Source organism: Ochrobactrum teleogrylli (genome assembly GCF_037482325.1).
Lineage (GTDB): Bacteria > Pseudomonadota > Alphaproteobacteria > Rhizobiales > Rhizobiaceae > Brucella > Brucella teleogrylli.
Genome location: NZ_JBBHKQ010000001.1, coordinates 732,256 through 755,274 on the forward strand (window position 1 = coordinate 732,256; position 23,019 = coordinate 755,274).

The following is a 23,019-nucleotide window of genomic DNA, read 5'->3' on the forward strand; positions in this document are numbered from 1 at the left end:
GTTTTGCCGCAATCCCGAAACATTAGCTAAAGAGATTGTGCGAGCCATTGCCCTCATCGCGAAGCCTTCATCCCGACCAGCCATGACAGCCCGGCATCGGTCGTCGTTTTCGGACGATATTCGGCACCGAGCGGCATTTCATAGCCGAGAGCATCGAGCAACTGTACAATATGCCGGTAATCCAGTTCGCCGTGGTCGGGCTCGGCTCTATCCGGCACAGCCGCAATCTGGACATGCCCGATATGCGGCTGCAACGCTTCCAGCCGTTTGCTGATATCGCCTTCCATGATTTGAAGATGGTAGCAATCGAACATCAGCTTCAGATTGCTTGCCGCCACTTCTTGAATGATTGCAATGGCTTGTTCCGATGTCTTCAGAAAATAACCCGGCGCATCACGGTGATTGAGCGGCTCGATCAGGATCGTTATGCCGTGGGTGGCGGCCAGTTCGCAGGCATAAGTAAGATTTGCAATGAATGTGCGATGCGCCGCTTCGCCTTCTGCTTTTCCGGCCATCACATGGATATTCAGGGCACCGATGGCGACGGCATAATCCACAGCCTGACGAATCGCTGCCTGCGCCTCATCTTCCCGTCCGGCAAGCGCCGCCAGACCGTTCTCGCCAGCCTCGACATTGCCGCGAATTGTATTGAGGCCAAGCATCGTCAATCCGGTATCGCGCAAGGCGGCAGCGACATCGCCAGGCTCGAATCTATAGGGCCAATGGCATTCCACAGCATCGAAACCGGCGGCCTTTGCAGCGCGGATGGCGTCAGGCAGCGGCAATTCTTGCCAGAGAAAGCCGAGATTGGCTGAAAAACGCGCCATATCAATCCCACTCCACATCAAATTTATCGACGATCTGGCGAATTTGCGCCTCCGTCAGCATGTTCGGTTTCAAACCGCGCGTGAGTATGGCGAGCTTCGCGGTTTCCTCAAGCTCTTCAACGGCATAGACCGCCGCTTCCAGATCCTTGGCGGCAACGACCGGACCGTGATTAGCCAGCATTACGGCGCTTCGCTTGCCTGCCAGACCACGAATCGCATCGCCCATCGCGGGATCGCCGGGGATGAAATAGGGCAGCAGCTTTACCTTACCGAGTTTCATAATCGAATAGGCGGTCAGCGGCGGGAGCATATTGTCCGGGTCCACATCCGGCAGCATGGATAGCGCGACGGAATGGCAGGAATGCAGATGCACCACAGCGCCCGTTTTGGCTGCCCGCGTTTCGTAAAAGGCGGCGTGCAGTGGCATTTCCTTGGTCGGCTTGTCGCCGCCGACAAAATTGCCTTCGCTGTCGAACAAAGACAGCCTTGCCGGATCGAGATTGCCGAAAGAACTGCCGGTCGGGGTCAAAAGCAGCCGCCCATCCGACAGGCGCGCCGAAATATTGCCCGACGAACCGCCGGTCAGCCCTCGGTCGAACATGGATTTCGCCATCAGGCATATGCTTTCGCGTAGCCGCGCTTCTTCGCTCATGCGACCTCCAGCTTGCGCAGCGCCGTTTCAAAAAAGCTCTCGAAACCGAAATTACCTGATTTGAGCGCCAGCGCCGCTGTCTCGCCCTTGATCGTGGCAAAGGTCCACGGAACACCGGGGGCGATTTCCCTGCCGACCATCACGCGCGAGACGCCAAGCGCCTGCGCCACTGCGCCGGATGTTTCACCACCCGCCACCACGAAACGACGAATGCCAAGACTGAAAGCCTCGCGCGCCAGAGCGGCAAGAGCCTCTTCGACAATCTGGCCTGCCCGCTCCACGCCAAGCTTTTCCTGCGCTGCACGAACCGATGCGGGTTCTGCGCTGGCATAGATCAGCTTCGGTTCATTCAATGAGCGCTGCCGGAGCCACGCGAAAGCCTCGCCTGCGCCACGTTCCGCCAGTTCCAGCGGGTCGAGCCGGTAGCTCGCGGCTCTTTGCGCATAATGCGCAACCTGTTTGAGTGTCATCGCCGAACAACTGCCGGAAAGCACGATTTGGCCTTCACCAACGGCAGGCTCCTGCGCCTCTTGCCTGTCTTGCTGCAACTGCCCTGCCTCAGCCAACAGACGCGGCAATGGCATGGCAAGCGCGCTACCCCCGGTGAGCAAGGGCAGATTAAGCGTAGCCTCGGCAATGGTTCCAAGGTCCTCATCGGCGACCGCATCAACGATGACATGTGCCACACCCTGGCTAGCCAGTTCCGCGAGCCGCGCTTTCAGGGCATCGGCACCGCATGCCACAATGAGGCGATTGGCCAATCCGACCTTGCCTTTGACCTGCGGTTGCAGCAAACGCACCAAGCTGGAATCCCGCATCGGCGTCAGCGGATGATCCTTCATCGGGCTTTCGTCTAGCGGCTGTTCACCGACAAAAAGATGCCCCATGAAAATGCTGCGGCCGTTTTCAGGAAAAGCCGGACAATAGATCGTCTGCGACGCGCCAATATCGGCCATCAAAGCTTCCGCGACCGGCCCTATATTGCCTGCGGCAGTGCTGTCGAATGTCGAGCAATATTTCCAGTAGAACCGCTGCGCACTGGCAGCTTTCAGCCACGCATATGCCGCGCGCACCTGAGCGACGGCCTCATCAACGGGAACTGTCCGGCATTTCAGCGCGATGATTTCGAACGGCGCTGTCGTTTCCGCCGCGTCAGTTTCACTGGGCAATCCGAAGCGCAGCGAAACCGGATAGCCGCTGCGGGCCAATAGTCCGGCAAGGTCCGTGGCTCCGGTGAAGTCATCAGCAATGGCGCCCAATACGATAGCCATCGATTATTTCTCCATGCCCGGCAGGGCAATGCCGCTGCGCGCGGCCAAAATCTTGGCAACGGCGGCATCGTCTTCGAGGCCGAAACCGGCCTCGGATGCTTGCTTGAACAAGGCCAGCGCGGCTTCGCTAAGCGGCGTGGAGCCGCCTGCATCAGACGCTTCGCCAGCCACAATCCCCATATCCTTGACGAAAATATTGACCGCAGAACGCGGCGTATAATCACCATCGACGATATGCGGTCCGCGATTTTCGAACATCCAGGACGAACCAGCAGAAACGCGGATAACATCGAACACAGTTTGCAAGTCGAGACCCACTTTGGCGGCGAGCGTCAACGCTTCCGCAGCCGCTGCAATGTGAACACCTGCCAGTAACTGATTGATCATCTTGACTTTTGAGCCAAGGCCCAACTCTTCCCCAAGCCGGAACACTTTGGCCGCAACGGCGTCTAGAGCTGGGGCGGCTTTCGCGAAAGCTGCATCCGCGCCGGAACCCATGACCGTTATTTCGCCGGTCAGCGCCTTTTGAAAACCGCCAGAAACCGGTGCATCGATAACCGCCATTCCCGCAGCTTCAAGCTTGGCAGCGATCTCGACCGTCACGCTTGGCGCCATTGTCACGCATAGAAGAAATACCGTGCCGGGCGCGGCGGTCTGCACCGCGCCTTTTGGGCCAAACAGCACTTCCTTGGCCTGATCGGAATTGACCACAAAGACAAAGACAACATCACTTGTGCCCGCATCCGCAGGTGCGGAAAAAGCCTCGCCGCCTTCCGCCGCGAACCGCTTCAGCACTTCGTCACGAATATCCACGCCCTTGACGTGAAAGCCCGCGCGCAGCAGGGACAGGGCTGCGCCCCACCCCATCGAGCCAAGACCAATCACGGTTGCCGTATTGCCCGGCGCCATGCAAACCTCCCGTTCTTTCTTTGGTTATCGCTCGTGGATATCGATGCCGTTCAGGCTTTTTCGAGTTCATCCTCGATATGGATACGGATGATTTCATCGAAGGATTTGTCGCCGATAAAACCGAGAGCGATGGCGCGGCTCGCATCGAAGTCCTGCGCCCAACCGGCGACGATGCCTTCAATCAGCGGGTCGGACTCCCGGCGGATAAGCGCCACGGCCTTGTCACCAGCGACACGGCGCAGTGCTTCAATCTGCTCGCCAACGGTGGCAGACAAACCCGGCATATTGAGGATGCAGCGATGCCCGACTTTAGCCAGATCGATGGTTGCAGCGTGCAGCAGGAAGCCAACCGCGCGGCGCGGGCTCACATGCCAATGGCGTACCGATTCATCGACCGGCAGGATCGCTTCCTGCCCGACCAGCGGTTCGCGCAGAATATTGGAGAAGAAGCCCGATGCCGCCTTGTTTGGCTTGCCGGGACGAATGCAGACGGTGGGCAGGCGAATGCCGATCCCATCCAGAAAGCCTTTGCGGGCATAGTCTGCCAGCAGCAGTTCGCCAATTGCCTTTTGCGCGCCATAGCTGGTGCGCGGCGTCAGGAAAAACTCGTCGTCGATCTTTTCCGGGAACGGCGCGCCGAACACGGCAATGGACGAGGTGAAAACAACACGCGGTTTGTAGGGCGCCTTTTCGCCTTCCTTGCGGATTGCCTCGAGCAGATAGCGCGTACCGTCGAGATTGATCGCATAGCCCTTGTCGAAATCAAGTTCCGCTTCACCGGAAACGATGGCCGCCAAATGAAAGATTAGGTCCGGTCGCTTGGCAATCAGCGCGCGTGTGACGGCTGGATCAGAAATATCCCCCGCGCTCGCATGGACCGTACCAGTAAAGCCCTCCGGCGGGGTCGGCGCAACCACATCAACCAGCGTCAACTGCTCGACGGGCTTTCCGTCAATGCCGCCATCACGGGCGATTGCTTCGGAAAGCTTGCGGCCAACCATTCCTGCTGCGCCGATAATCAAAACATGCATGCGATTTCGCCTTTCCCATTCACGGATGCTGACCGCATCCAACTCCCTCAGCCGCGCTTGTCGCGCACCTTGGCAAGTAAGTTCTTGGTTGAAACATAAATGCGTTCTTCATGCGCGGCGAAGGCCGCCATGGCCGCCTCGCGGTCGCGCTTTTCAAGCGCTTGCAAGATCGCCTGATGGTCGGAAAAACTGCCATCAATTGCGCCCGGCTGCGCAACGGCGCGGCGGCGATGCTCCAGCATATAGGTGTAAAGATCGGTAACGATGTCGGCGAGCAGCGGGTTTCCGCATTCACGATAGATCGTGACGTGAAACTCGCGGTCGCAGATCAGAAAGCGAACCGGATCATTCAGGCAATCAATCTGCGCCTTGAGCGAGCGACGCAATATATCCAGCGCTTCGTCGGAAATGCGCTCGGCGGCATCGCCGACGATCTGCTGCTCGACCAGCAGTCTCGCCGCATGTACGGCATGGACATCGTAAAGATCGACATTGAGCCTTGATGTTATGCCGACCGCCATACCGGTGAGATCGGCTTTGGCGACGCGCGTGCGCGATCCGTGCGAAACTTCCAGCACACCGCGCGCCGCAAGCGTCTGGATGGCGCTGCGCACCGTCTGGCGACTGACCGAAAGCGCTGCGGACAATTCGCGTTCGCCCGGCAGCTCATCGCCCTCCGCCAGCAAACCGGACGCAATAAGCGCTGCGATCTTGTCGGCGATCACATCCTTGATGGTACGCCGTTCCAGGTTTCGCCCCAGGCCCGTGTTCTTATCGAGCAGAAAATTATGTGCGACGATCAACGCTGCTCCCACTGACCCACTGGTCTTTCCACTAGTCCAGTTGGAATTTATCGATATCGCAATGGCTGTCAAGGGTGGGCACGGGTTCGCGCCGCGATCAATTCAGATCGCAGCGTTTTTCATATCGTGTTTTTGGGAGATCGCTTAGAGCCTGAACCAAAAAGCAGCATGTGTGCGTGAAAATGGTGATTTTCGTGTACCGGAGCGGAGCGTACTTAAGGTACGTGAGCACCGGAACGTAGAAAATTGCCATTTGCAGCCGCACAGGGCGACTTTTGGAACAGGCTCTTACACCGCGTCCAGAATCCGCTTTTGCAGGTCAATCGCGCGGGCATCGGCAAGTTCGCGGCGCGGGCGCTCCAGATCAATGTCGATATCGAGCGCAATCGACCCCTCGCGCAAAACGATGACCCGATCAGCGAGTGCGACAGCTTCGGCCACATCGTGGGTGATCAGGACCGTCGTAAAGCCACGCTTCGTCCAGATGCGTTCCAGAAGGCGGTGCATCTCGATACGCGTCAACGCATCGAGCGCGCCAAAGGGCTCGTCCAAAAGCAGGATTTTCGGATCGCTGACCAGCGCCCTCGCCAACGCCACACGCTGCCGCTGGCCGCCGGACAGGACGGAAGGCCAGTCATTGCCGCGCCCTTCAAGCCCCACATCCGACAGGACGGAGAGTGCGGCCTCGCGCCAGTTTTCGCCACGCGCTATGCCGACATTGTCGGTCACGCGCTGCCACGGCACCAGCCGTGCTTCCTGAAACAGCAGACGCACCGATGGGCTGATGCCAGCCAGCGCTTCTCCACCCACCGTAACGCGCCCGCCATCGGGCAGGTCGAGCCCCGAAATCAGGCGCAGAAGCGTGGACTTGCCACCGCCAGAGCGCCCGACAACGGCCAGAAACTGCCCGGACGGCACCTCCAGATTGAAGTGCCGCAGAACCTTGAGGCTACCGAAGGTACGGTCGACACGGGAAAGCGAAATGGGCAATCCACCATCCACTTCCGCACCGCGAGCGGTCGTTGCGACATCATATGTGTCTTGAACCGCAGCCATCAGTTTTTGCCTTTCTCCGGCTGATAGGCCGGATGCCAGACAAGCACGCGCTTTTCGATGAGACGGGTTGCCGTGTCGGCCACTTTGCCGAGAAGCGCATAGATGATGATGCCGAGCAACACCACATCGGTCATCAGAAACTCACGCGCATTCATGGTCATATAGCCAATGCCGCTGGTGGCCGAAATGGTCTCGGCAACGATCAGCGTCAGCCACATGAAGCCCAGAGCATAGCGCAGGCCGACAAGGATCGACGGCAGAGCACCCGGCAAGATAATGCGCTGGATCAGCGCCTTCCGATCCAATCCATAGACATGCGCCATCTCGATCAATTGGGGATCGATGGTGCGCACGCCGTAAAACGTGTTGATATAGATCGGAAAGAAAACGCCGATGGAAACGAGAAAAATCTTGGCGGTTTCATCAATCCCGAACCACAGGATGACGAGCGGAATAAGCGCCAGGTGCGGGATGTTGCGCAGCATTTGCAAGGTGCTGTCGAGCAGCGTTTCGGCTGGTTTCCAGAGACCGTTGACGATCCCGGCGACGAAACCCAAGCCACCACCGATGACGAGACCGATCAAGGCGCGCTGTGTGGAAATATAGGTATGATAGATCAGCGTTCCGTCCAGCAGCGACTTCCAGAATGTCGCCGCCACCGTGCTGGGAGCCGGCATCAATCGCGCCGTGATCAGGCCGGTACGCGCGGCGATCTCCCAGACGATCAAAAGAACAATCGGCAGCGCCCATGGTGCAAGCACTTTGCCGAGCGATTTGAAACGCGGGACATTGCCTGTGCTGCTCTTTCCGGCAAAGCCGGAAATGCCCGAAATGCTTGAATCCGCCATCAAGCCGCTCCCTTGCGCGTCACCTCGGCAATGGAAATTTCCTTGGGAATGAGGCCGAGTTTGAAGAAGGTGTCTGCAATTTCCTGCTGCTGGGCGATGACCGCTGCATCGAGCGGCTTGACACCATAGGACTGACGCTCGACGGCACGAACAAGAACATTTTCCGGAATGCCGACCGAAGGCGCAAGTTCTGCCGCGACTGTCGCCGTATTGTCCTTGATCCATGTATCGATCTCGGCAATCGCATCGATAACGATATCGATGGCTTGCGGGTTCGCATCCACAAATGGCTTTGCGCCAAGATAGAACTGATGGTTGGGCACAAGCCCTTCGCCGTTGCGCAACTCGCGCGCTTCAATGGCGATTTCCGCTGCGGCCTGAAAAGGATCCCAGATCACCCAGGCATCAACTGCGCCACGCTCAAAAGCGGCGCGCGCATCGGCAGGTGGCAGGAAGGTGGTTTTGATGTCGGTATAGGCAAGGCCTGCATCTTCAAGCGCCTTGACCAGAAGGTAGTGAACATTCGAACCCTTGTTGAGCGCGACGTTCTTGCCTTTCAGCTCTGCAACCGTCTTGATGGGGCTGTCCTTCGGCACCAGAATGGCCTCGCCGGTAGGCGCCGGAGGCTCATGCGCAATATAGACAAGCGGCGCACCCGCTGCCTGCGCGAAGATCGGCGGCGTTTCGCCGGTGGTGCCAAAATCAACCGCGCCGACATTCAACGCTTCGAGAAGCTGTGGCCCTGCCGGAAACTCGGTCCAGCGCACGTCAAAGCCGATCTTCTGCAACTTCTCTTCGAGAATGCCGCGCGCCTTGAGCAGAACCAGCGTGCCATATTTCTGGTAACCGATGCGCAGCACGTTTTCCTGCGCGAAAGCAGGCACACTGCCGATCAATGGTAATGCAGCCGAACCGGCGAGAAGTCCTGCAAATTTACGTCTTGTAATGCGCATCAATACTGCTCCTGAAACACCGGCTTCTTCTTGTTCTTATGTTAGAGACAAATAAGCGCAGCCACAGGAACGAACGTCTAACCTCACGGGGTTCAGGGGAAATTCTTTACTTCTCGAACGCTATCGCCGCGCAAGACAGTGCACGACATATTGTAAAGCCTGCTGCCTCAATCGCGCCCCGCCCAGGGCACCAGCACGGATTCAAGCTTGCGCAGCGACAGTTCAAACGCAAAAGCGATCAGCGCAATGACGATAATGCCCATGATCACCACATCGGTCACAAGGAACTGCGCGGCCGACTGCATCATGAAACCAAGGCCTCTGGTCGCTGCAACCAGTTCTGCGGCTACCAGCGTGGTCCAGCCTGCGCCCAGCGCAATGCGCACCCCGGTAAAGATCGAGGGCAGCGTATGCGGCAGCACAACGAAACGCACCAGTTGCCGACGACTTGCATCGAAGGCGCGCGCAGCATTCAAACGCTCCTGCGAAACGCTGCGCACGCCAGATGCCGTGGAAAGCGCAATCGGCGCCAGCATCGCCAAAAAGATGACCAGCACTTTCGACGTTTCGCCGATGCCGAACCAGATCACCACCAGCGGCAGATAAGCAAGTGGCGGGATCGGGCGCAGAAATTCCAGAATGGGGTCGAGAATACCCCGCCCGACGGGACTAAGGCCAATGGCAAGGCCGACCGGCACGGCAATGACGATCGAAATGACCAGCGCCGCAAAAACGCGGGCAAGACTCGCGATCAGATGCTGCGCCAGCGTCGCATCGACGAAACCGTTTTGCGCCACGCTGAAAAACTTGGCCAGAACCTGTGCGGGCGACGGCAAAAAGACCGGCGAGACCAGTTTCAGGCTTGCCGCCAACCACCAGACAAGGATGAGAGCAACAATCGTCGCCGCGCTGATCGCACGCGTGCCGGAAAATAACGACAGCCATGGCCGTGAACCCAGCCGGGGCAGATCAGTGGAACTCTCCGATTTGCTAGGCGCAATATCGTCATAGCTGCGCGTTTCTGTCGAAACACTCATGCCGTTTCTCCCTCGAATATGGCATCCGCCAGTTCGCCCCGCGCTTGCAGGAACGCCGGGTCCGTCTTGATGGACCGCACTGGCTCGCCCGCCAGATAACGCCTGCCGAAATTCACATCGAACACCCGCTCGATCCGCCCCGGATGCGGCAGCATCACGACAATTCTGGTTGCGAGCAGCAATGCTTCCTCAATGCCATGCGTGACCATCAGGACGCCCGCCGCGCTTTTGCCCCATATGTCGAGCAACAGCGTCTGCATGCGTTCACGCGTCAGCGCGTCGAGTGCGCCCAGCGGCTCGTCCATCAATAGAAAATCTGGCTTTGAGGCCAGCGCCCGCGCCAGTCCGACACGCTGGCGCATGCCGCCCGACAATTCCCAGATCGCCTTGTCGCCCGCGCCTTCCAACCGGACCTGCGCCAGCAATTCATCGGCGATGCGGCGTCGCTCGCTCTGGGGAATGGCTTTCAGTCGCAAGGCAAAGGCGACATTGTCGCGCGTGTTGAACCATGGAAACAGCGCATCGTGTTGGAACACCACCGCCCGCCCTTGTCCTGCACCTTGCAGACGAACACCGTTTCGCGTCACCGCGCCGCTTTGCGGCTGCAACAATCCGGCAGCGACATTGAGCAACGACGTTTTTCCGCAACCTGAACGCCCGGTGAGTACAACGAATTCGCCCGCCGAGAGGTCAAGCGATACATTGTCGAGCGCCGGTGTCGCAGTGCCGCCATAGTGCACGCTGATCTGACTGAGTTTGAGCTGGCTCATATGCCCTACCTGTTACCGCAAATGCCCCTGCCCGCCGGAATGGTCGGCGGACAGGGGTTTGTTCGATCTGAAACGCGCAGGATCAGTTGCTGGCGAGCGCGTCCGTCACGAATTTCGTGGTGACGTAAGGCGCATAATCCGGCAGCGCGTTGTCGATCTTGCCTTGCTCCTTGAGGAAAGCCGAAGTGTCTGCGATCGCCTTCACGGTTGCGCCGCCCAGATAGTCGGCAGAGGCCTGATCCTTCAGCGACGGATAGACATAGCCTTTCAGGAGCGCTGGAATTTCTTCCTGCTTGGCGCCGGTCAGGCGGGCAATCTTTTCCGCCTGCGTTGATTTGGCATCCCAGGCTTCCGGCTTGGAATTATAGGCATCATAGGCCTTGCCGGTTACCTTCACGAAATCCCGTACCGCTGCCGGATTCTCGCTGGCGAAATCCTTGCGGACGATCCATGCGTCAAAGGTTGGCGCACCCCATTCGGCAACCTTGGCCGAATCCAGAATGACTTTGCCCTTGGTCTTGATCTGGCCCAATGCCGGGTCCCATACATAAGCGGCGTCAATGTCGCCGCGCTCGAAAGCGGCGGCAATTTCCGGCGGACGCAGATTGAGGATTTCCACCGACTTGCTGTCCACGCCCTCATGCTTGAGCGCGGCAAGCAGGCTGTAATGCGTAGTCGAGACAAACGGCACGGCAACCTTCTTGCCCGCAAGGTCCTTGACGGAGGCGGCATTCTGCGCGACCAGCGCCTCGGAGTCACCGATCAGCCCCACGACGAAAAACGCCTCAATCGGCAGTTCGCGGCTGGCGGCAGCAGCCAGCGGGCTGGAGCCTACATAGCCGATGTCGATATCGCCGGAAGCCACAGCCGCAATCACATCCGCGCCTGAATCGAACTTGCGCCAATTGATGTCGGCATTGGCCGCCTTTTCATATTCGCCGTCGGCCTGCGGAACCTTCGATGGCTCAACCACCGTTTGATAACCGATATTGATTTTTACATCGGCGGCGAAGCTTGCGCCCGCAGCCACCACCCCAATAACAGCCGTGGAAGCGGCCAGAAAAATACGTCTTGTCAGTATTGTCATCCTACGCCCTCGTTCAAGCTGTCGATTACCCCGAAAGCGCCAGCCTGAAGCCCCGGCCTCAAGCGCTTCCAATACCAACAATGATCGAACAACGCGCAACGGTTGTAGAGGAACGGGATACCAATTTTACATGCAAAGGAAAAATATTCGCACCACCGGCAACGTGTGGATATGCACCCAAAAGAGGACTATCCGTCCGCGCGGCAGAAGCTACATTCCTGTTATAGGACGTTGACGCTTGTGCTACTTTATGGAAGGTAATTTTGATGCATCATACAGCAAATATCGGGCATCATCATGTATGACTATTGTCTCGTTGGTGGCGGTATTGTCGGCCTTGCCACGGCGCTTACCATTGTCAGACGAGAGCCTTCAGCCCGCATTCTGGTGCTGGAAAAGGAAAACGCCGTTGCGATGCATCAGACCGGCCATAATAGCGGTGTGATCCATGCGGGCATCTATTATCAGCCCGGCAGCTTCAAGGCAGAGCTTTGCCGCGCTGGCGAGCGCATGACGAAGCAGTTTTGTGACGAGAACAACATAGCCTATCGCGTTCCGGGCAAGCTTGTCGTGGCGACCAACGATGTGGAAGTGCAGCGCCTTGCAGCCCTTGAAACCAATGCCGCCGCAAACGGCATCACCTGCCGCCGTCTCAGTGGCGGTGAATTACGCGAATTCGAACCCGCTGTGACCGGACTTGCCGCTTTGTTGGTCGAGCAAAGCGGTATTGTTGATTATCGCGCGGTCTGCCGCGCCATGGCCGATCTCATTCGCGCCGCGGGCGGCGATATCGAATTCAATATCAGTGTGGACCGCATTGAAGAACGGGCGGATAATGCGCGCGTTCATGCGGGCGACAAGGTTTGGGAAAGCAGGCAGGTTATCGCCTGCGCCGGTCTGCAGGCCGACCGCCTTGCCCGCCGGTCGGGTGTCGATATCGATTTCCAGATCGTGCCTTTTCGCGGCGAATACTATGCCTTGCGGCCCGAATTGAACAAACTCGTTGAACGCATGATCTATCCGGTGCCCGATCCTTCAATGCCGTTTCTCGGCATACATCTGACGCCAATGATCGATGGTAGCCTGACCGTCGGTCCCAATGCCGTTTTGGGTCTTTCCCGCGAGGGTTATCCCAAATTCTCGGCCAGTCTGCGTGACATGGCGACTTATGCCGCATTTCCGGGCTTCTGGAAGGTGATTACTGCCCATCTTTCGTCCGGGTTCGAAGAAATGAAGGATAGCCTCTTCAAGACGAGCTATCTGGAAAAATGCCGGAAATATTGCCCTTCCCTGCAGGAAAGCGACCTGCGTCCTTATGGTGCGGGGATAAGGGCGCAAGCCGTTTCGCGAGACGGCAAGCTCATTCACGACTTCAAATTCCACCAGACCAAACGTGTGCTGCATGTGTGCAATGCACCGTCCCCAGCTGCAACATCGGCCATACCGATCGGAAATCTGATCTTTCAACGCTTGCAAACAGGCAATTGAACAGGCGTTTTTCTCCATCATAAAATGAAAACCCGCATCATCGCTGATGCGGGTTTTGTTTGTCCCTTGAAGGCGTTTTCAGATCAACTGCGACCGAGCGAGGCCGCGACCTCATCCAGCGACTTCTTCGTTGCCGCAACAACATCATCGACCTGCGCAGGCGTGATGATCATCGGCGGGCAAAACGCAATTGCGTCGCCCATATTGCGGGTGATGACGCCATTGCCGAACATCGCCGCATTGGCAAGACCGCCCAGCGCGCCAACCTTCTCATGCGGTGCCTTGGTGGCCTTGTCGCCAACCAGCTCAAGTGCCGCAATGAGACCAACGCCGCGCACTTCGCCGACCAGCGGATGATCGGCCAGTTCGCGCAGGCGCTTTTGCATATAGGCACCCGTTTCACGCGCATTGGTCACCAGATCACGCTCTTCGATAATCTTGAGATTCTCAACCGCAACGGCGGCTGCGACCGGATGGCCCGATCCCGTATAGCCGTGACCGAACACGCCAAGACGCGCGCTTTCATCGGCCACCGGCTGATAGACGCGGTCGTTGAACATGAAAGCCGAGATCGGCAGATAAGACGACGAAATCTGCTTCGACAGCGTCATGATATCCGGCTTCATGTTGAAGGTCTGCGAACCGAACATGTTGCCGGTACGACCAAAACCGCAGATCACTTCGTCGGCGATCAGCAGAATATCGTATTTCTGCAGCACGGCCTGAATCTTTTCCCAATAACCTTCCGGCGGAACGACAACGCCACCTGCGCCCATCACCGGCTCGCCGATGAAAGCTGCAACCGTTTCCGGTCCTTCCGCGAGGATCATGTCCTCCAGTTCCTTGGCAAGACGCGTGGTGAATTCATCCACCGTCTCGCCCGGCAGCGCATCGCGGTAATAATGCGGACACGTCGTGTGCAGGAAGCCCGGCAGGGGCAGATTGAACGAGTTGTGATTGACCGGCAGGCCGGTGGCGCTGGCGGAAGCAATCGTCACACCATGATAACCGCGCTTGCGACCGATAATCTTGGTACGCTGCGGCTGGCCCATGGCATTAGCGCGGAACCACAACATCTTGATAATCGTGTCGTTGGCTTCGGAGCCGGAATTGGTGAAATAAACCTTGCTCATCGGCACCGGCGCAATGCTGATCAGCTTTTCAGCCAGTTCGATAACCGGCGGATGCGAGCGATGCGTGAAAGTATGCGAATAAGGCAACTTCAGCATCTGCTTATGCGCTGCATCGGCCAGACGCTTTTCCGAAAAGCCGACGCCGACGCTCCAAAGCCCAGCCATCGCCTCAATGTAGCGCTTGCCGTTATTGTCTTCGACGTAGATGCCATCGCCCTTTTCAATCACCACCGGGCCGATTTCTTCATGACGGCGCGCATTGGTGTTTGAATGGAAATGATAAGCGATATCGCGAGCTTCAACGGAATTGGGCTGTCTGGTCATTCGAATTCCCCTTTTAAATCCGATCAGAGCAGCTTTCACGTCACTCATCTATAGCCGCTTCAACGGCAATATTATCCTGCCAGCGCCCGAGATGCGGAAAACCACTTGTCGTTAGGATCGAAGCTATAAACAAATAATCTTTGGCGCAACGAGAACGAAAACCGTTTTCGAGAAAATCTGGACCGCCGAGGAATAATGCAGTCACTCGCCAGCTTCTTCCATCTGCGGACGCTTCTTCTTCCGCGATGACAGAACCGAATCGCTCTGCCGGATCACAAGGTCAGCGCCCACAAGCACCTTGACCGCAGGCTGTTTGTCAGCCGCATTGATCAGATCGTCCAGTATCGACACGGCCAGATTGCCGATCTTGCGCTTGGAGACATCCACCGTCGTCAGCATCGGCTCCATGGTGGCGCTCTGCGGCAGATTGTCGAAGCCGATCACCGAAACATCTTCCGGTATGCGCACGCCGCTTTCCTTCAGGGCCCGGATGAAGCCATAGGCAATAATGTCATTGGTGCAGAAATAGCATTCGGCAAGCTCATGCCCCGATTGCAGCAATTCGCGCGTGTCGCGATAAGCGCCTTCATAGGTCGATTCGACCGACAGGATATCCTCGGGCTGAACCTTAAGGTTCAACCGCTGCATGTTCTTTACATAGGCTTCACGACGCAACCGGAAGTTCATCGTCTCGGTGGGGCTCGCAACAAAGCCTATGCGGGAGAAGCCGGACTGCTTGAAATGCGACAGCACCTTGAAGACGGCGTCTTCATTGTTCATGTCGACAAAATTGGCCTCAACGACATCGTAAAACGTATCGATGAAAACCGTGGGCAAGCCCATGCCCTGTATCATGTGGATATCAACCGCCGACAATTCGGTGCCAAGCGCGATGACGCCACGAACCGGCGCACCCGCCAGCGACTCGGCCACGGCGCTGACCGGCTGCCCCTCGAAGCTCGCCACCTCCAGCGTGTAATTGCGGCGGGACGCTTCCGACGACATGCCGTCGATATAGTCCGAAACGAATACGCTGTGATCGCGATTGACCGTGCCGCCGTGCTTGGAAATTTTCAGGAAGCGAATCGTCTCGCCCGGCCCTGTGGTGCCATTGCCGGTCTTGGCCACACGCGGCACGTAATTCAACCGCGACACGGCTTCAAGAACACGCGTGCGAGTCTCGCCAGAGATTTCTCCCTTACCGTTCAACACAAGCGAAACCGTGGCGGGGGAAACACCCGCATTCTCGGCAATATCTCTGATCGTAAAAGATTTCTTCTTTTTCATACGCTCCGCACGGCTGCCGTCATCAGCACGTCATTCCCCTCTTGGCCCCATTCGGCCCCACCGCCCGCTCAGGCAAAGCCAGAAGGATGGGCTGGAATCCTCTTCAATGCGCATCTTATTCGGAAATCCGCATCATGCTACTGAGAAAGCACCACGATAAAACACAATTTGTTTAGTAAACACAACAGCCGTGTTTTTAAAACGATTAAGCTGAAAACCTGCGCGAATCAACGGAATTTTCAGCAGCATCCGCTTGACATCGCCGTTAGCTAGGCAATAGGTTTAGTGAAATAAGTTTTTGTTTAGTAAACGCTGTAGGAGGAGACCATGCAGAGGACAAGCAACCCGCTTGCCATGCTTGTTGTCATTAATGTGGGATTGCTCGCGCTTGGCGCGTACATCTCCGGCGGGTCTTTTCTCTCCCTGTTCAACTTGCAGTCTATGGCTGGTCAGGTGCCTGAAATCGGCCTTCTCGCCATCGGCGTGATGCTGGCCATGTGCGCCGGCAATGGCGGCATCGACCTTTCGGGTATCGCGCTTGCCAATCTCGCAGGCGTGGTTGCAGCGGTTATTGCATCGTCTTTCGTGTCGGCCTCGGTCAATCCGCTCGGTTTCAGCATTGCATTCATCGTGCTTGCGCTGATCGTCGGCCTTGCAGGCGGCATTATCAATGGCATCCTGATTGCGCGTTTCAACATCACGCCCATTCTCTGCACGCTCGGCACGCAGATGGCCTTCATGGGTCTGGCCGTCGTGGTCTCGGAAGGCCGCGCCGTGATGGTCGGCAGCCCTGACCTGTTGTCGCGCATCGGCAATGACATGTTCCTCGCCGTCCCGATCAGCTTTCTGATTTTCCTTGCGGTCGCCATTCTGATCGGCGCCGTGGTTCGCTTCACGCCTTTCGGCGCATGGCTGATGCTGATGGGCACCAACCCGAAGGCAGCCGTCTTCGCCGGTTTTCCCCGCGCCCGCGTTCTGATTGCGACCTATGCAACAAGCGGCCTTCTGGCAGGCATTGCAGGCATCATCATCGCCGCACGCAACGTCAACGTGAAATATGATTACGGCAGCTCTTATCTGCTGGTCGCCATTCTCATCGTCGTGATGGCAGGCGTGAAGCCCGAAGGTGGTTACGGTCGTATCATCTGCGTGGTGCTGAGCGCCATCGCCTTGCAGCTCATGTCGAGCCTGCTCAACTTCGGTGGACTGTCCAACTTCGTCCGCGACTTTGCCTGGGGCCTGCTGCTGCTCGCATTCCTCGCTGTCGGACGCTACGACGTCGCCAGTTTCTTTACCTTGGGCAATCGCTCCAAGGCACCCATTGGTGCTCAACCCTCAAGCACCAAACCGTAATACTGAGGGACTCTTAACGAGGAGGAAGTCATGAAAGCAAAGACAAAGAAGCTGCTCACTGGTGCGCTCATTGCTGCCACTGCACTCGCAGGCGGCGCAGGCACGCTGGTCGCGCAGGAAAAGCCGGTCATCGCAACCGTCGTCAAGATCAGCGGTATTCCGTGGTTCGACCGCATGAACACCGGCGTTGAAGCCTATCAGAAGGCCAACCCGGATGTGGTTGCAACCCAGAGCGGCCCGGCAACTGCCGACGCGGCACAGCAGCTTCAGATCGTTCAGGATCTGGTTGCCAAGGGCGTTAACGCTCTGGCCGTCGTTCCGATGGATCCGGCTGTTCTCGAAGGCACCTTCAAGCGCGCCATCGAACGCGGCATTGTTGTCGTGACCCACGAAGCCGACAACCAGGTCAACACCATGGCTGACGTCGAAGCATTCGACAATGCCGACTATGGCAAAGCCCTGAACGAACGTCTTGCACAGTGCATGGGCAAGAGCGGCAAGTGGACGACCTTCGTTGGTTCGCTCGGCAGCCGCACGCATATGCAGTGGGTTGGCTCGGCTGAAGAAAACGCCAAGCAGTACCCGGATATGCAGCTGGTCGATCCGAACAATGAATCCTTCGACGATGCCAACGGCACCTACGAGAAGGCCAAGGAAATCCTGCGCAAGCATCCTGACCTGAAGGGCTTCCAGAGTTCGGCTGGCAACGACGTTCTCGGCATTGGCCGCGCGATCGATGAAGCGGGCTTAAGCGGCAAGGTCTGCCTCGTCGGCACCGGCCTTCCGAACCCTTCGGCTGACCTTCTGGAATCCGGCGCCATCACGGCTATCGGCTTCTGGGACCCGCAGAAGGCTGGCATGGCGATGAATGCTGTCGCCAAGCTTCTGCTGGAAAAGAAGGAAGTCAAGGACGGCATCGACCTCGGCGTTGAAGGCTACAACAAGGTTTCGGTGAAGAAGGGTGCAGGCGAAGGCCTCCTCGTTATCGGTAACGGCATGGTTATCGCCGACAAGGATTCCTACAAGGAACACCTGTTCTAAGAAGTCTCAGAAGATCCGACTGCGGGTGGCGACCGTTCCGTTCACCATCGCCACTTAGCGTCAAGGCCTCGGATGCTTTCCGCGAATGGAAAGCATCCGGGCAACTAACCCCGGTTGATTTTGCCGCCAACCAGCCGACAGCGGAACCGTTGCGCGCAAGCGCAATGATGCACTGTGGCAGAGGAATTAACGTGTCAACTACGATGAACAATGAGTCGGAAAATGGCCGGACACCGGAACGTTTTCTCGAATTGCGCAACATCCACAAGCGGTTCGGCGGCGTGCATGCATTGCGCGGCATCGACCTCACGCTCGATCTAGGAGAGGCTTATCACCTTCTCGGCGAGAATGGATGCGGCAAGAGCACCGTTATCAAGATCATGTCCGGCGCGCATGGTCCGAGCGAGGGTGAAATTGTTCTCAACGGCAAGACCTATAAAGAACTCGATCCGATTCAGTCACTGGCTGCAGGCATCGAGACCGTCTATCAGGACCTTTCACTGATCCCTAACCTCACGGTTGCCGAAAACGTAGCGCTTAATCAGCAGCTCGTTGAAGGCAATGGCAAGTTGTTGCGCCGTTTCGACCGCACCAAGCTGCGCCAGACGGCGGAACGTGCGCTCGCCACTGTCGGGCTGCCGACGGACCGCGCTTTCCTGAACACCATCGTTTCCGAACTGCCGCTTGCCATGCGCCAGCTGGTCGCCATTTCCCGTGCGATCGCCACGAGCGCCAAGCTGGTCATCATGGACGAGCCGACCACGTCGCTGACGCGCCGCGAAGTCGACAACCTCATCGAAGTCGTCAATCGCCTGCGCGCAGACAATGTCGCCGTCCTCTTCGTGACCCACAAGCTCGACGAATGCTATCGCATTGGCGGTAACGCCGTCGTGTTTCGCGACGGCCAGTGCGTGGCGCAAGGCCCGATTGAAAATTACACCAAGAAGCAGTTGTCCGAACTGATGATCGGTCGGGAAATCGACGCCGAACGTTACCGCACCGGCACGCCGGGCGAAGAAGAACTGCTGAAGCTGGACGGCCTGTCGTCGCCGGATTTCAAGAATATCAACCTGACGCTTCGCAAAGGCGAGGTTCTCGGCATTACGGGTCTCGCCGATTCTGGCCGTAACGAGCTGGCAATGGCAATCACCGGCGTTGATCCGGCATCCAACGGTGCGATTACGCTCGAAGGCCGCAAGATCAACGTCAAGAACCCTGCCGAAGCCATAGACCTCGGTATCGGCTATGTGCCGGAGGATCGTCTGGCCGAGGGGCTTTTCCTCGACAAGTCGATTTTCGAAAACGAAATCGCGCTGATCCTGACCCGCCTCAGCAACAAGATCGGCATCGTGGACCAGAAGAAAGGCCGCGAAATCGCAGCCTCGCTGATGGAGCAGATGCGCCTCAATACCAAAAATATGGACCTGCCGGTCGGCGCTCTTTCGGGCGGCAATCAGCAGCGCGTTCTCATCGGTCGCTGGCTCAGCATCGGTCCGAAGCTGCTTGTGCTGCACGGCCCGACTGTCGGCGTCGATGTCGGATCGAAGGATACAATCTACCGCGCAATCCAGACACTGGCCGAAGCAGGCATGGGTCTCATCATCGTCAGCGATGACCTGCCCGAACTGCTGCAAAACGCCGACCGCATTCTCGTCATGAACGCGGGAAGCATCGTCAAGGAATTTGACGCCGCCGAGGCGACGGAAGACCAGCTCTACCAAGCCATGATGTCGTCGCAAAAGGAGCTACCGCAATGAGCGCGTCGCAATATCAGCAGGAACTGGGCCAGACCCGGTCCTTCAAGCTGGGTGACTTCATTCGCAGGCGCCCTGAATCCATCACCTTCTTCCTTCTGGTCGCGATCTGCGTGATCGTGTCGATCGTCAATCCTGCATTCCTGCAGGCTTCGACCCTGATCGATATCGGTCGCGCCAGCGTCGTGATGGGCCTGTTTGCACTTGGCGTCTTCATCATTCTTGCCGCGGGCGGCATCGATGTTTCGTTTACGGCCATTGCCGCCTGTACAGTCTATTCACTGACGCTTCTGGTGCAGGCCTATATGCCGACGCTGCCCATCGTCTTCGTCATCCTGATGGCGATTGCGGGTGGCGTCATTCTCGGCCTTATCAACGGCGTTTTGGTACACAGTCTGAAAGTTCCGTCGCTGATCGTCACCATCGGCACGCAATATCTGTTCCGTGGCTTTTTGCTCGCGTTCGTCGGCACGGTCTGGATCATGTCGCTGCCGCCGACGATGGGCGCGTTTGGCCGCCTGCCTTTGTTCCAGTTCGAATCCGCCAACGGCGCCACCATCACCATGCCGTTCTACTTCCTGATACTGCCAGCCGCGGCGATCCTGACCTGGTGGATCTTAAACCGCACCTTGATGGGCCGTGCCATTTTCGCCATGGGCGGCAACAGCCAGATCGCCAGCCGCCTCGGCTATAATCTGCGCACCATCCACCTATTCCTGTTCGGATATGCCGGTGGTCTCGCGGGTCTTGCAGGCATCATCCATGTTTGCGCCAACCGTCAGTCCAGCCCGTTCGACTTTGTCGGAACCGAAATCAGCGTCATCGCCGCTGTGGTTCTGGGCGGCGCACGGATTACCGGCGGCACGGGCAGCGTTTTCGGCACCATTCTGGGCGTTTTGCTCATCACCGTCATCAACAGCGTTCTGGTGCTCGTCGGCATTCCCAGCACATGGCAGCGTCTCGTCGTCGGCTGCTTCATTCTTCTGGCCGCCGCCTTCTTCGTCACCCAGCAGCGCAAGAAATAACCCGATAATCTCAAGAGGAAATCATGAAGAAATTCCTGAACGATCCAGTCAATTTCGTTGATGAGATGCTGGAAGGCATCTATCGGGCGCATCCCGAACTCACCTTCGTCAATGACGACAAGCGCTGCATGGTCACCGCCACGCCGAAGACTGGCAAGGTTGGCATCGCAACCGGCGGCGGCTCGGGCCATTTGCCGACCTTCCTCGGCTATATCGGCGAAAACATGATCGACGGTGCAGCTGTCGGTGGCGTGTTCCAGTCGCCAAGCGCTGAACAGATGTATCAGGTCACCAAGGCCATCGATCAGGGCGCGGGCGTGCTCTACATCTATGGCAACTACACGGGCGACATCATCAATTTCGACATGGCTGCGGAATTGGCCGACCTCGACGGCATCACCGTCAAGCAGGTTGTCGGCAATGACGACGTTGCCTCGTCGGTCGTCGGTGAAGAACACAAGCGCCGTGGCGTTGCAGGCATTTTCTTCATCTACAAGGCAGCCGGTGCGGCAGCCGCCAACGGCCTGTCGCTCGATGAAGTAACGCGCCTCGCCGACAAGGCTCGTCTGCGCACCCGCACGATGGGCGTTGCACTGTCGAGCTGCGTTGTGCCGGAAATCGGCCATGCCACTTTCTCCATCGGCGACGATGAAATGGAAATCGGCATGGGCATCCATGGCGAACCGGGCATCAGCCGCACCAAGCTTGCACCGGCCGACTCCGTTGTCGACCAGCTTTTGGGCCGCATCTTCGCCGAACAGGACTATGCCAAGGGCGATGAAGTTGCCGTTCTGCTGAACGGTCTCGGCGGCACCCCGCTGGAAGAACTTTACATCATGTTCCGTCGCGTAGCCCAGCTTTTCGACGAGCGCGGCGTCAAGGTGAAGCACATCTGGATCGGCGAATTCGCCACCGCCATGGAAATGGCTGGCGCTTCGATCTCGGTGCTGCATCTGGACGACGAACTGGAGCCGCTTATCGCTGCTTCGGCGAACACGCCGTTCTTCAAGCACATTGCCGGTTGAGGTAACGCCATGAACTCCATCAAGGCTTCCGATCTCATCAACCTCTTCGACAGCTGGAAGCAGCTTTTCGCAGAACAGCGCGAATTCCTGATCGCGCTTGACGGCAAGGTCGGCGACAGCGATCTCGGCATCACCATGAGCAAGGCTTTCGCAGCCGCTGCCGAAGCAACCGCCGCAGAAGGCGAAGCGGCTGGTATCTCCAAGCTGCTGCGTCTGGCGGGTGCCACCATGGCCCGCGTCGCCCCGTCCACCATGGGCACGCTGACGGCAACCGGTTTCCTGCGCGCAAGCAAGGCGACCGAAGGCGTCGAAGAACTGGGCACTGCGGAAGTTGCCGCCTTCTGGCGCGCTTATCGTGACGGTATTGCCGAACGTGGCAAGGCCAAGGTCGGCGACAAGACCCTGCTCGACGTGCTCGATCCGATTGCCGTTACGCTTGAAGCACAGGCTGCCGCCGGTGCTTCCCTGCCCGACGCACTGGCTGCGACAGCCAAGGCCGCTGAAGACGCGCTGGAAGCAACCAAGTCTCTGGTGGCCCAGCATGGCAAGGCAGCAGCCTTCCAGGAAAAGACCATCGGTCTTCAGGATGCCGGTGCGACCGTCGGCACCTTCCTGATCGTCAGAATGTCGGAGTTCGTATCAGCTCATTCCTGATACGTCTCCACACATGTCGAAGGCCGGGAACCCGCCAGATTCCGGCCTTCGATGCTTTTTAGAGATAGGCCAGCATTATAATTTTCGGCGCACGGCAAAAGACGACCCGAACCGTTCTGCCTGTCGTCGTATGCGCATATCCCTGCTGAAGATCGACAATGATGTCGTCATAGTTCAGCACCACGCGGTCCAGCGGATAGACGGCCTTATAAACCGCCTCTTTGGCGCAAAAAAGAATACGATCTGCATCGGCTGCACCTTCAGGCAAGCGGTCGCCTGGCTGCTTCACCAGCGCGGTAATGTCCTCCGGCAGCGCAATAGCCGGCTCCACATCGATCCCGACCGAAAGAAAATCGGCGCTGCTTGCAACAGCAGCAACAGCCATATCGTCATCATGGGCGAGCGACCCGACAATGCCCGATGGCCAGATTGGTACGCCCGAGCTGCCCCGCAAAATCGCAAAACCGCCTCTGCCATGCTTTATGAGCAATTCCCGCGCCGCAAGGCGGGCGGCCCCGCTGGCGCGACGGCGAACCGGATTTCGCACGGTAAGCGTCGCACTCTCATCGGCCAGCAATCGGGTTTCATCCCCGTCCCGAATGACCCGGCAAGCGGTTGAAATGCCCGCCGCGGCGACAGCCTGCATGGCTTGGTTCAGCGCAATTTCCAATGGATCGAAGCGCGCCATATC

23 protein-coding genes are annotated in these 23,019 nt (G+C 58.0%); 7 read left to right on the forward strand and 16 right to left on the reverse strand.

The window, feature by feature from the left end; genetic code table 11:
* Positions 1-53 precede the first annotated feature (53 nt).
* The 12 genes from WIX40_RS03465 to tauA form a co-directional block, all read right to left on the reverse strand.
* Positions 54-827 (reverse strand): hydroxypyruvate isomerase family protein, encoded by a 774-nt coding sequence (locus WIX40_RS03465; RefSeq protein ID WP_339438477.1) that lies wholly within the window; start codon positions 825-827, stop codon positions 54-56.
* Between the two features lies 1 nt (position 828).
* Complete coding sequence (gene otnC, locus WIX40_RS03470; RefSeq protein WP_339438479.1) at positions 829-1,479, reverse strand: 3-oxo-tetronate 4-phosphate decarboxylase; 651 nt, start codon at positions 1,477-1,479, stop codon at positions 829-831.
* Entirely contained in the window at positions 1,476-2,750 is a 1,275-nt protein-coding gene (otnK, locus tag WIX40_RS03475; RefSeq protein ID WP_339438481.1) for a 3-oxo-tetronate kinase, read from the reverse strand. The genes otnC and otnK overlap by 4 nt, the downstream gene beginning before the upstream one ends.
* A 3-nt stretch (positions 2,751-2,753) precedes the next feature.
* Positions 2,754-3,659 carry an L-threonate dehydrogenase gene (gene ltnD, locus WIX40_RS03480; protein ID WP_339438483.1) on the reverse strand — a complete coding sequence of 302 codons (906 nt, stop codon included), beginning with the start codon at positions 3,657-3,659 and terminating at the stop codon, positions 2,754-2,756.
* A 50-nt stretch (positions 3,660-3,709) separates the two neighbouring features.
* Positions 3,710-4,690, reverse strand: a complete 981-nt coding sequence (gene denD / locus WIX40_RS03485) for a D-erythronate dehydrogenase (protein WP_339438486.1) — start codon at positions 4,688-4,690, stop codon at positions 3,710-3,712.
* A gap of 47 nt (positions 4,691-4,737) precedes the next feature.
* Positions 4,738-5,493 (reverse strand): FadR/GntR family transcriptional regulator, encoded by a 756-nt coding sequence (locus WIX40_RS03490; protein ID WP_339438488.1) that lies wholly within the window; start codon positions 5,491-5,493, stop codon positions 4,738-4,740.
* A 288-nt stretch (positions 5,494-5,781) separates the two neighbouring features.
* On the reverse strand, positions 5,782-6,549 hold the full coding sequence (locus WIX40_RS03495) for an ABC transporter ATP-binding protein (RefSeq protein ID WP_339438490.1): 768 nt from the start codon (positions 6,547-6,549) through the stop codon (positions 5,782-5,784).
* A complete protein-coding gene (locus WIX40_RS03500) occupies positions 6,549-7,397 on the reverse strand; it encodes an ABC transporter permease subunit (protein ID WP_339438492.1) in 849 nt (282 codons plus the stop codon). The genes WIX40_RS03495 and WIX40_RS03500 overlap by 1 nt, the downstream gene beginning before the upstream one ends.
* The gene (locus WIX40_RS03505; protein ID WP_121538758.1) at positions 7,397-8,350 is read right to left on the reverse strand and encodes a sulfonate ABC transporter substrate-binding protein; all 954 of its coding nucleotides are present in this window, start codon (positions 8,348-8,350) and stop codon (positions 7,397-7,399) included. The genes WIX40_RS03500 and WIX40_RS03505 overlap by 1 nt, the downstream gene beginning before the upstream one ends.
* Positions 8,351-8,517: 167 nt before the next feature.
* Positions 8,518-9,387 (reverse strand): taurine ABC transporter permease TauC, encoded by an 870-nt coding sequence (tauC, locus tag WIX40_RS03510; protein ID WP_339438495.1) that lies wholly within the window; start codon positions 9,385-9,387, stop codon positions 8,518-8,520.
* Complete coding sequence (locus WIX40_RS03515) at positions 9,384-10,157, reverse strand: taurine ABC transporter ATP-binding protein (protein ID WP_339438497.1); 774 nt, start codon at positions 10,155-10,157, stop codon at positions 9,384-9,386. Before WIX40_RS03515 ends, tauC begins: the two co-directional genes overlap by 4 nt.
* A gap of 82 nt (positions 10,158-10,239) precedes the next feature.
* Positions 10,240-11,244, reverse strand: coding sequence for a taurine ABC transporter substrate-binding protein (tauA, locus tag WIX40_RS03520; RefSeq protein WP_339438499.1), 1,005 nt, complete (start codon positions 11,242-11,244; stop codon positions 10,240-10,242).
* A 297-nt stretch (positions 11,245-11,541) separates the two neighbouring features.
* Between tauA and lhgD the strand changes: the two genes are divergently transcribed.
* Positions 11,542-12,732 carry an L-2-hydroxyglutarate dehydrogenase gene (gene lhgD / locus WIX40_RS03525; protein WP_339438501.1) on the forward strand — a complete coding sequence of 397 codons (1,191 nt, stop codon included), beginning with the start codon at positions 11,542-11,544 and terminating at the stop codon, positions 12,730-12,732.
* A gap of 83 nt (positions 12,733-12,815) precedes the next feature.
* Here lhgD and WIX40_RS03530 read toward each other — a convergent pair whose 3' ends face one another.
* Genes WIX40_RS03530 through WIX40_RS03540 form a run of 3 tightly spaced genes read right to left on the reverse strand, consistent with a single transcriptional unit; the run spans position 12,816 to position 15,476 of the window.
* Positions 12,816-14,189 (reverse strand): aspartate aminotransferase family protein, encoded by a 1,374-nt coding sequence (locus WIX40_RS03530; RefSeq protein ID WP_109367644.1) that lies wholly within the window; start codon positions 14,187-14,189, stop codon positions 12,816-12,818.
* Positions 14,190-14,229: 40 nt separating this feature from the next.
* Positions 14,230-14,394, reverse strand: coding sequence for a hypothetical protein (locus WIX40_RS03535; protein WP_167836100.1), 165 nt, complete (start codon positions 14,392-14,394; stop codon positions 14,230-14,232).
* Positions 14,391-15,476 (reverse strand): LacI family DNA-binding transcriptional regulator, encoded by a 1,086-nt coding sequence (locus tag WIX40_RS03540; RefSeq protein WP_339438505.1) that lies wholly within the window; start codon positions 15,474-15,476, stop codon positions 14,391-14,393. The genes WIX40_RS03535 and WIX40_RS03540 overlap by 4 nt, the downstream gene beginning before the upstream one ends.
* A gap of 327 nt (positions 15,477-15,803) precedes the next feature.
* Here WIX40_RS03540 and WIX40_RS03545 point away from each other — a divergent pair, with 327 nt between their 5' ends.
* From WIX40_RS03545 to WIX40_RS03570, 6 genes are all read left to right on the forward strand, one after another.
* Positions 15,804-16,829 carry an ABC transporter permease gene (locus tag WIX40_RS03545; RefSeq protein ID WP_109367646.1) on the forward strand — a complete coding sequence of 342 codons (1,026 nt, stop codon included), beginning with the start codon at positions 15,804-15,806 and terminating at the stop codon, positions 16,827-16,829.
* 30 nt (positions 16,830-16,859) lie between these two features.
* Entirely contained in the window at positions 16,860-17,870 is a 1,011-nt protein-coding gene (locus WIX40_RS03550) for a substrate-binding domain-containing protein (RefSeq protein ID WP_109367647.1), read from the forward strand.
* Positions 17,871-18,073: 203 nt separating this feature from the next.
* Positions 18,074-19,627 carry a sugar ABC transporter ATP-binding protein gene (locus WIX40_RS03555; RefSeq protein WP_339440920.1) on the forward strand — a complete coding sequence of 518 codons (1,554 nt, stop codon included), beginning with the start codon at positions 18,074-18,076 and terminating at the stop codon, positions 19,625-19,627.
* Positions 19,624-20,649, forward strand: a complete 1,026-nt coding sequence (locus tag WIX40_RS03560) for an ABC transporter permease (protein ID WP_109367649.1) — start codon at positions 19,624-19,626, stop codon at positions 20,647-20,649. Before WIX40_RS03555 ends, WIX40_RS03560 begins: the two co-directional genes overlap by 4 nt.
* Before the next feature lie 23 nt (positions 20,650-20,672).
* The gene (locus tag WIX40_RS03565; protein ID WP_339438510.1) at positions 20,673-21,674 is read left to right on the forward strand and encodes a dihydroxyacetone kinase subunit DhaK; all 1,002 of its coding nucleotides are present in this window, start codon (positions 20,673-20,675) and stop codon (positions 21,672-21,674) included.
* Positions 21,675-21,683: 9 nt separating this feature from the next.
* On the forward strand, positions 21,684-22,328 hold the full coding sequence (locus tag WIX40_RS03570) for a dihydroxyacetone kinase family protein (protein ID WP_339438512.1): 645 nt from the start codon (positions 21,684-21,686) through the stop codon (positions 22,326-22,328).
* Positions 22,329-22,386: 58 nt separating this feature from the next.
* On the opposite strand, the gene WIX40_RS03575 is transcribed toward WIX40_RS03570, so the two are convergent.
* Entirely contained in the window at positions 22,387-23,016 is a 630-nt protein-coding gene (locus WIX40_RS03575; RefSeq protein ID WP_339438514.1) for a 4'-phosphopantetheinyl transferase family protein, read from the reverse strand.
* Positions 23,017-23,019 lie beyond the last annotated feature (3 nt).

What these genes read in the sequence shown, in the direction of transcription:
- ltnD (WP_339438483.1), bottom strand. Translation starts at nt 3,659, where the DNA reads ATGGCGCCGGGCAATACGGCAACCGTGATTGGTCTTGGCTCGATGGGG.
- WIX40_RS03515 (WP_339438497.1), bottom strand. Translation starts at nt 10,157, where the DNA reads ATGAGCCAGCTCAAACTCAGTCAGATCAGCGTGCACTATGGCGGCACT.
- otnC (WP_339438479.1), bottom strand. Translation starts at nt 1,479, where the DNA reads ATGAGCGAAGAAGCGCGGCTACGCGAAAGCATATGCCTGATGGCGAAA.
- WIX40_RS03575 (WP_339438514.1), bottom strand. Translation starts at nt 23,016, where the DNA reads ATGGCGCGCTTCGATCCATTGGAAATTGCGCTGAACCAAGCCATGCAG.
- WIX40_RS03560 (WP_109367649.1), top strand. Translation starts at nt 19,624, where the DNA reads ATGAGCGCGTCGCAATATCAGCAGGAACTGGGCCAGACCCGGTCCTTC.
- WIX40_RS03555 (WP_339440920.1), top strand. Translation starts at nt 18,074, where the DNA reads ATGAACAATGAGTCGGAAAATGGCCGGACACCGGAACGTTTTCTCGAA.
- denD (WP_339438486.1), bottom strand. Translation starts at nt 4,690, where the DNA reads ATGCATGTTTTGATTATCGGCGCAGCAGGAATGGTTGGCCGCAAGCTT.
- WIX40_RS03465 (WP_339438477.1), bottom strand. Translation starts at nt 827, where the DNA reads ATGGCGCGTTTTTCAGCCAATCTCGGCTTTCTCTGGCAAGAATTGCCG.
- lhgD (WP_339438501.1), top strand. Translation starts at nt 11,542, where the DNA reads ATGTATGACTATTGTCTCGTTGGTGGCGGTATTGTCGGCCTTGCCACG.
- WIX40_RS03530 (WP_109367644.1), bottom strand. Translation starts at nt 14,189, where the DNA reads ATGACCAGACAGCCCAATTCCGTTGAAGCTCGCGATATCGCTTATCAT.
- WIX40_RS03505 (WP_121538758.1), bottom strand. Translation starts at nt 8,350, where the DNA reads ATGCGCATTACAAGACGTAAATTTGCAGGACTTCTCGCCGGTTCGGCT.
- tauA (WP_339438499.1), bottom strand. Translation starts at nt 11,244, where the DNA reads ATGACAATACTGACAAGACGTATTTTTCTGGCCGCTTCCACGGCTGTT.
- tauC (WP_339438495.1), bottom strand. Translation starts at nt 9,387, where the DNA reads ATGAGTGTTTCGACAGAAACGCGCAGCTATGACGATATTGCGCCTAGC.
- WIX40_RS03500 (WP_339438492.1), bottom strand. Translation starts at nt 7,397, where the DNA reads ATGGCGGATTCAAGCATTTCGGGCATTTCCGGCTTTGCCGGAAAGAGC.
- otnK (WP_339438481.1), bottom strand. Translation starts at nt 2,750, where the DNA reads ATGGCTATCGTATTGGGCGCCATTGCTGATGACTTCACCGGAGCCACG.
- WIX40_RS03495 (WP_339438490.1), bottom strand. Translation starts at nt 6,549, where the DNA reads ATGGCTGCGGTTCAAGACACATATGATGTCGCAACGACCGCTCGCGGT.
- WIX40_RS03570 (WP_339438512.1), top strand. Translation starts at nt 21,684, where the DNA reads ATGAACTCCATCAAGGCTTCCGATCTCATCAACCTCTTCGACAGCTGG.
- WIX40_RS03545 (WP_109367646.1), top strand. Translation starts at nt 15,804, where the DNA reads ATGCAGAGGACAAGCAACCCGCTTGCCATGCTTGTTGTCATTAATGTG.
- WIX40_RS03540 (WP_339438505.1), bottom strand. Translation starts at nt 15,476, where the DNA reads ATGAAAAAGAAGAAATCTTTTACGATCAGAGATATTGCCGAGAATGCG.
- WIX40_RS03565 (WP_339438510.1), top strand. Translation starts at nt 20,673, where the DNA reads ATGAAGAAATTCCTGAACGATCCAGTCAATTTCGTTGATGAGATGCTG.
- WIX40_RS03550 (WP_109367647.1), top strand. Translation starts at nt 16,860, where the DNA reads ATGAAAGCAAAGACAAAGAAGCTGCTCACTGGTGCGCTCATTGCTGCC.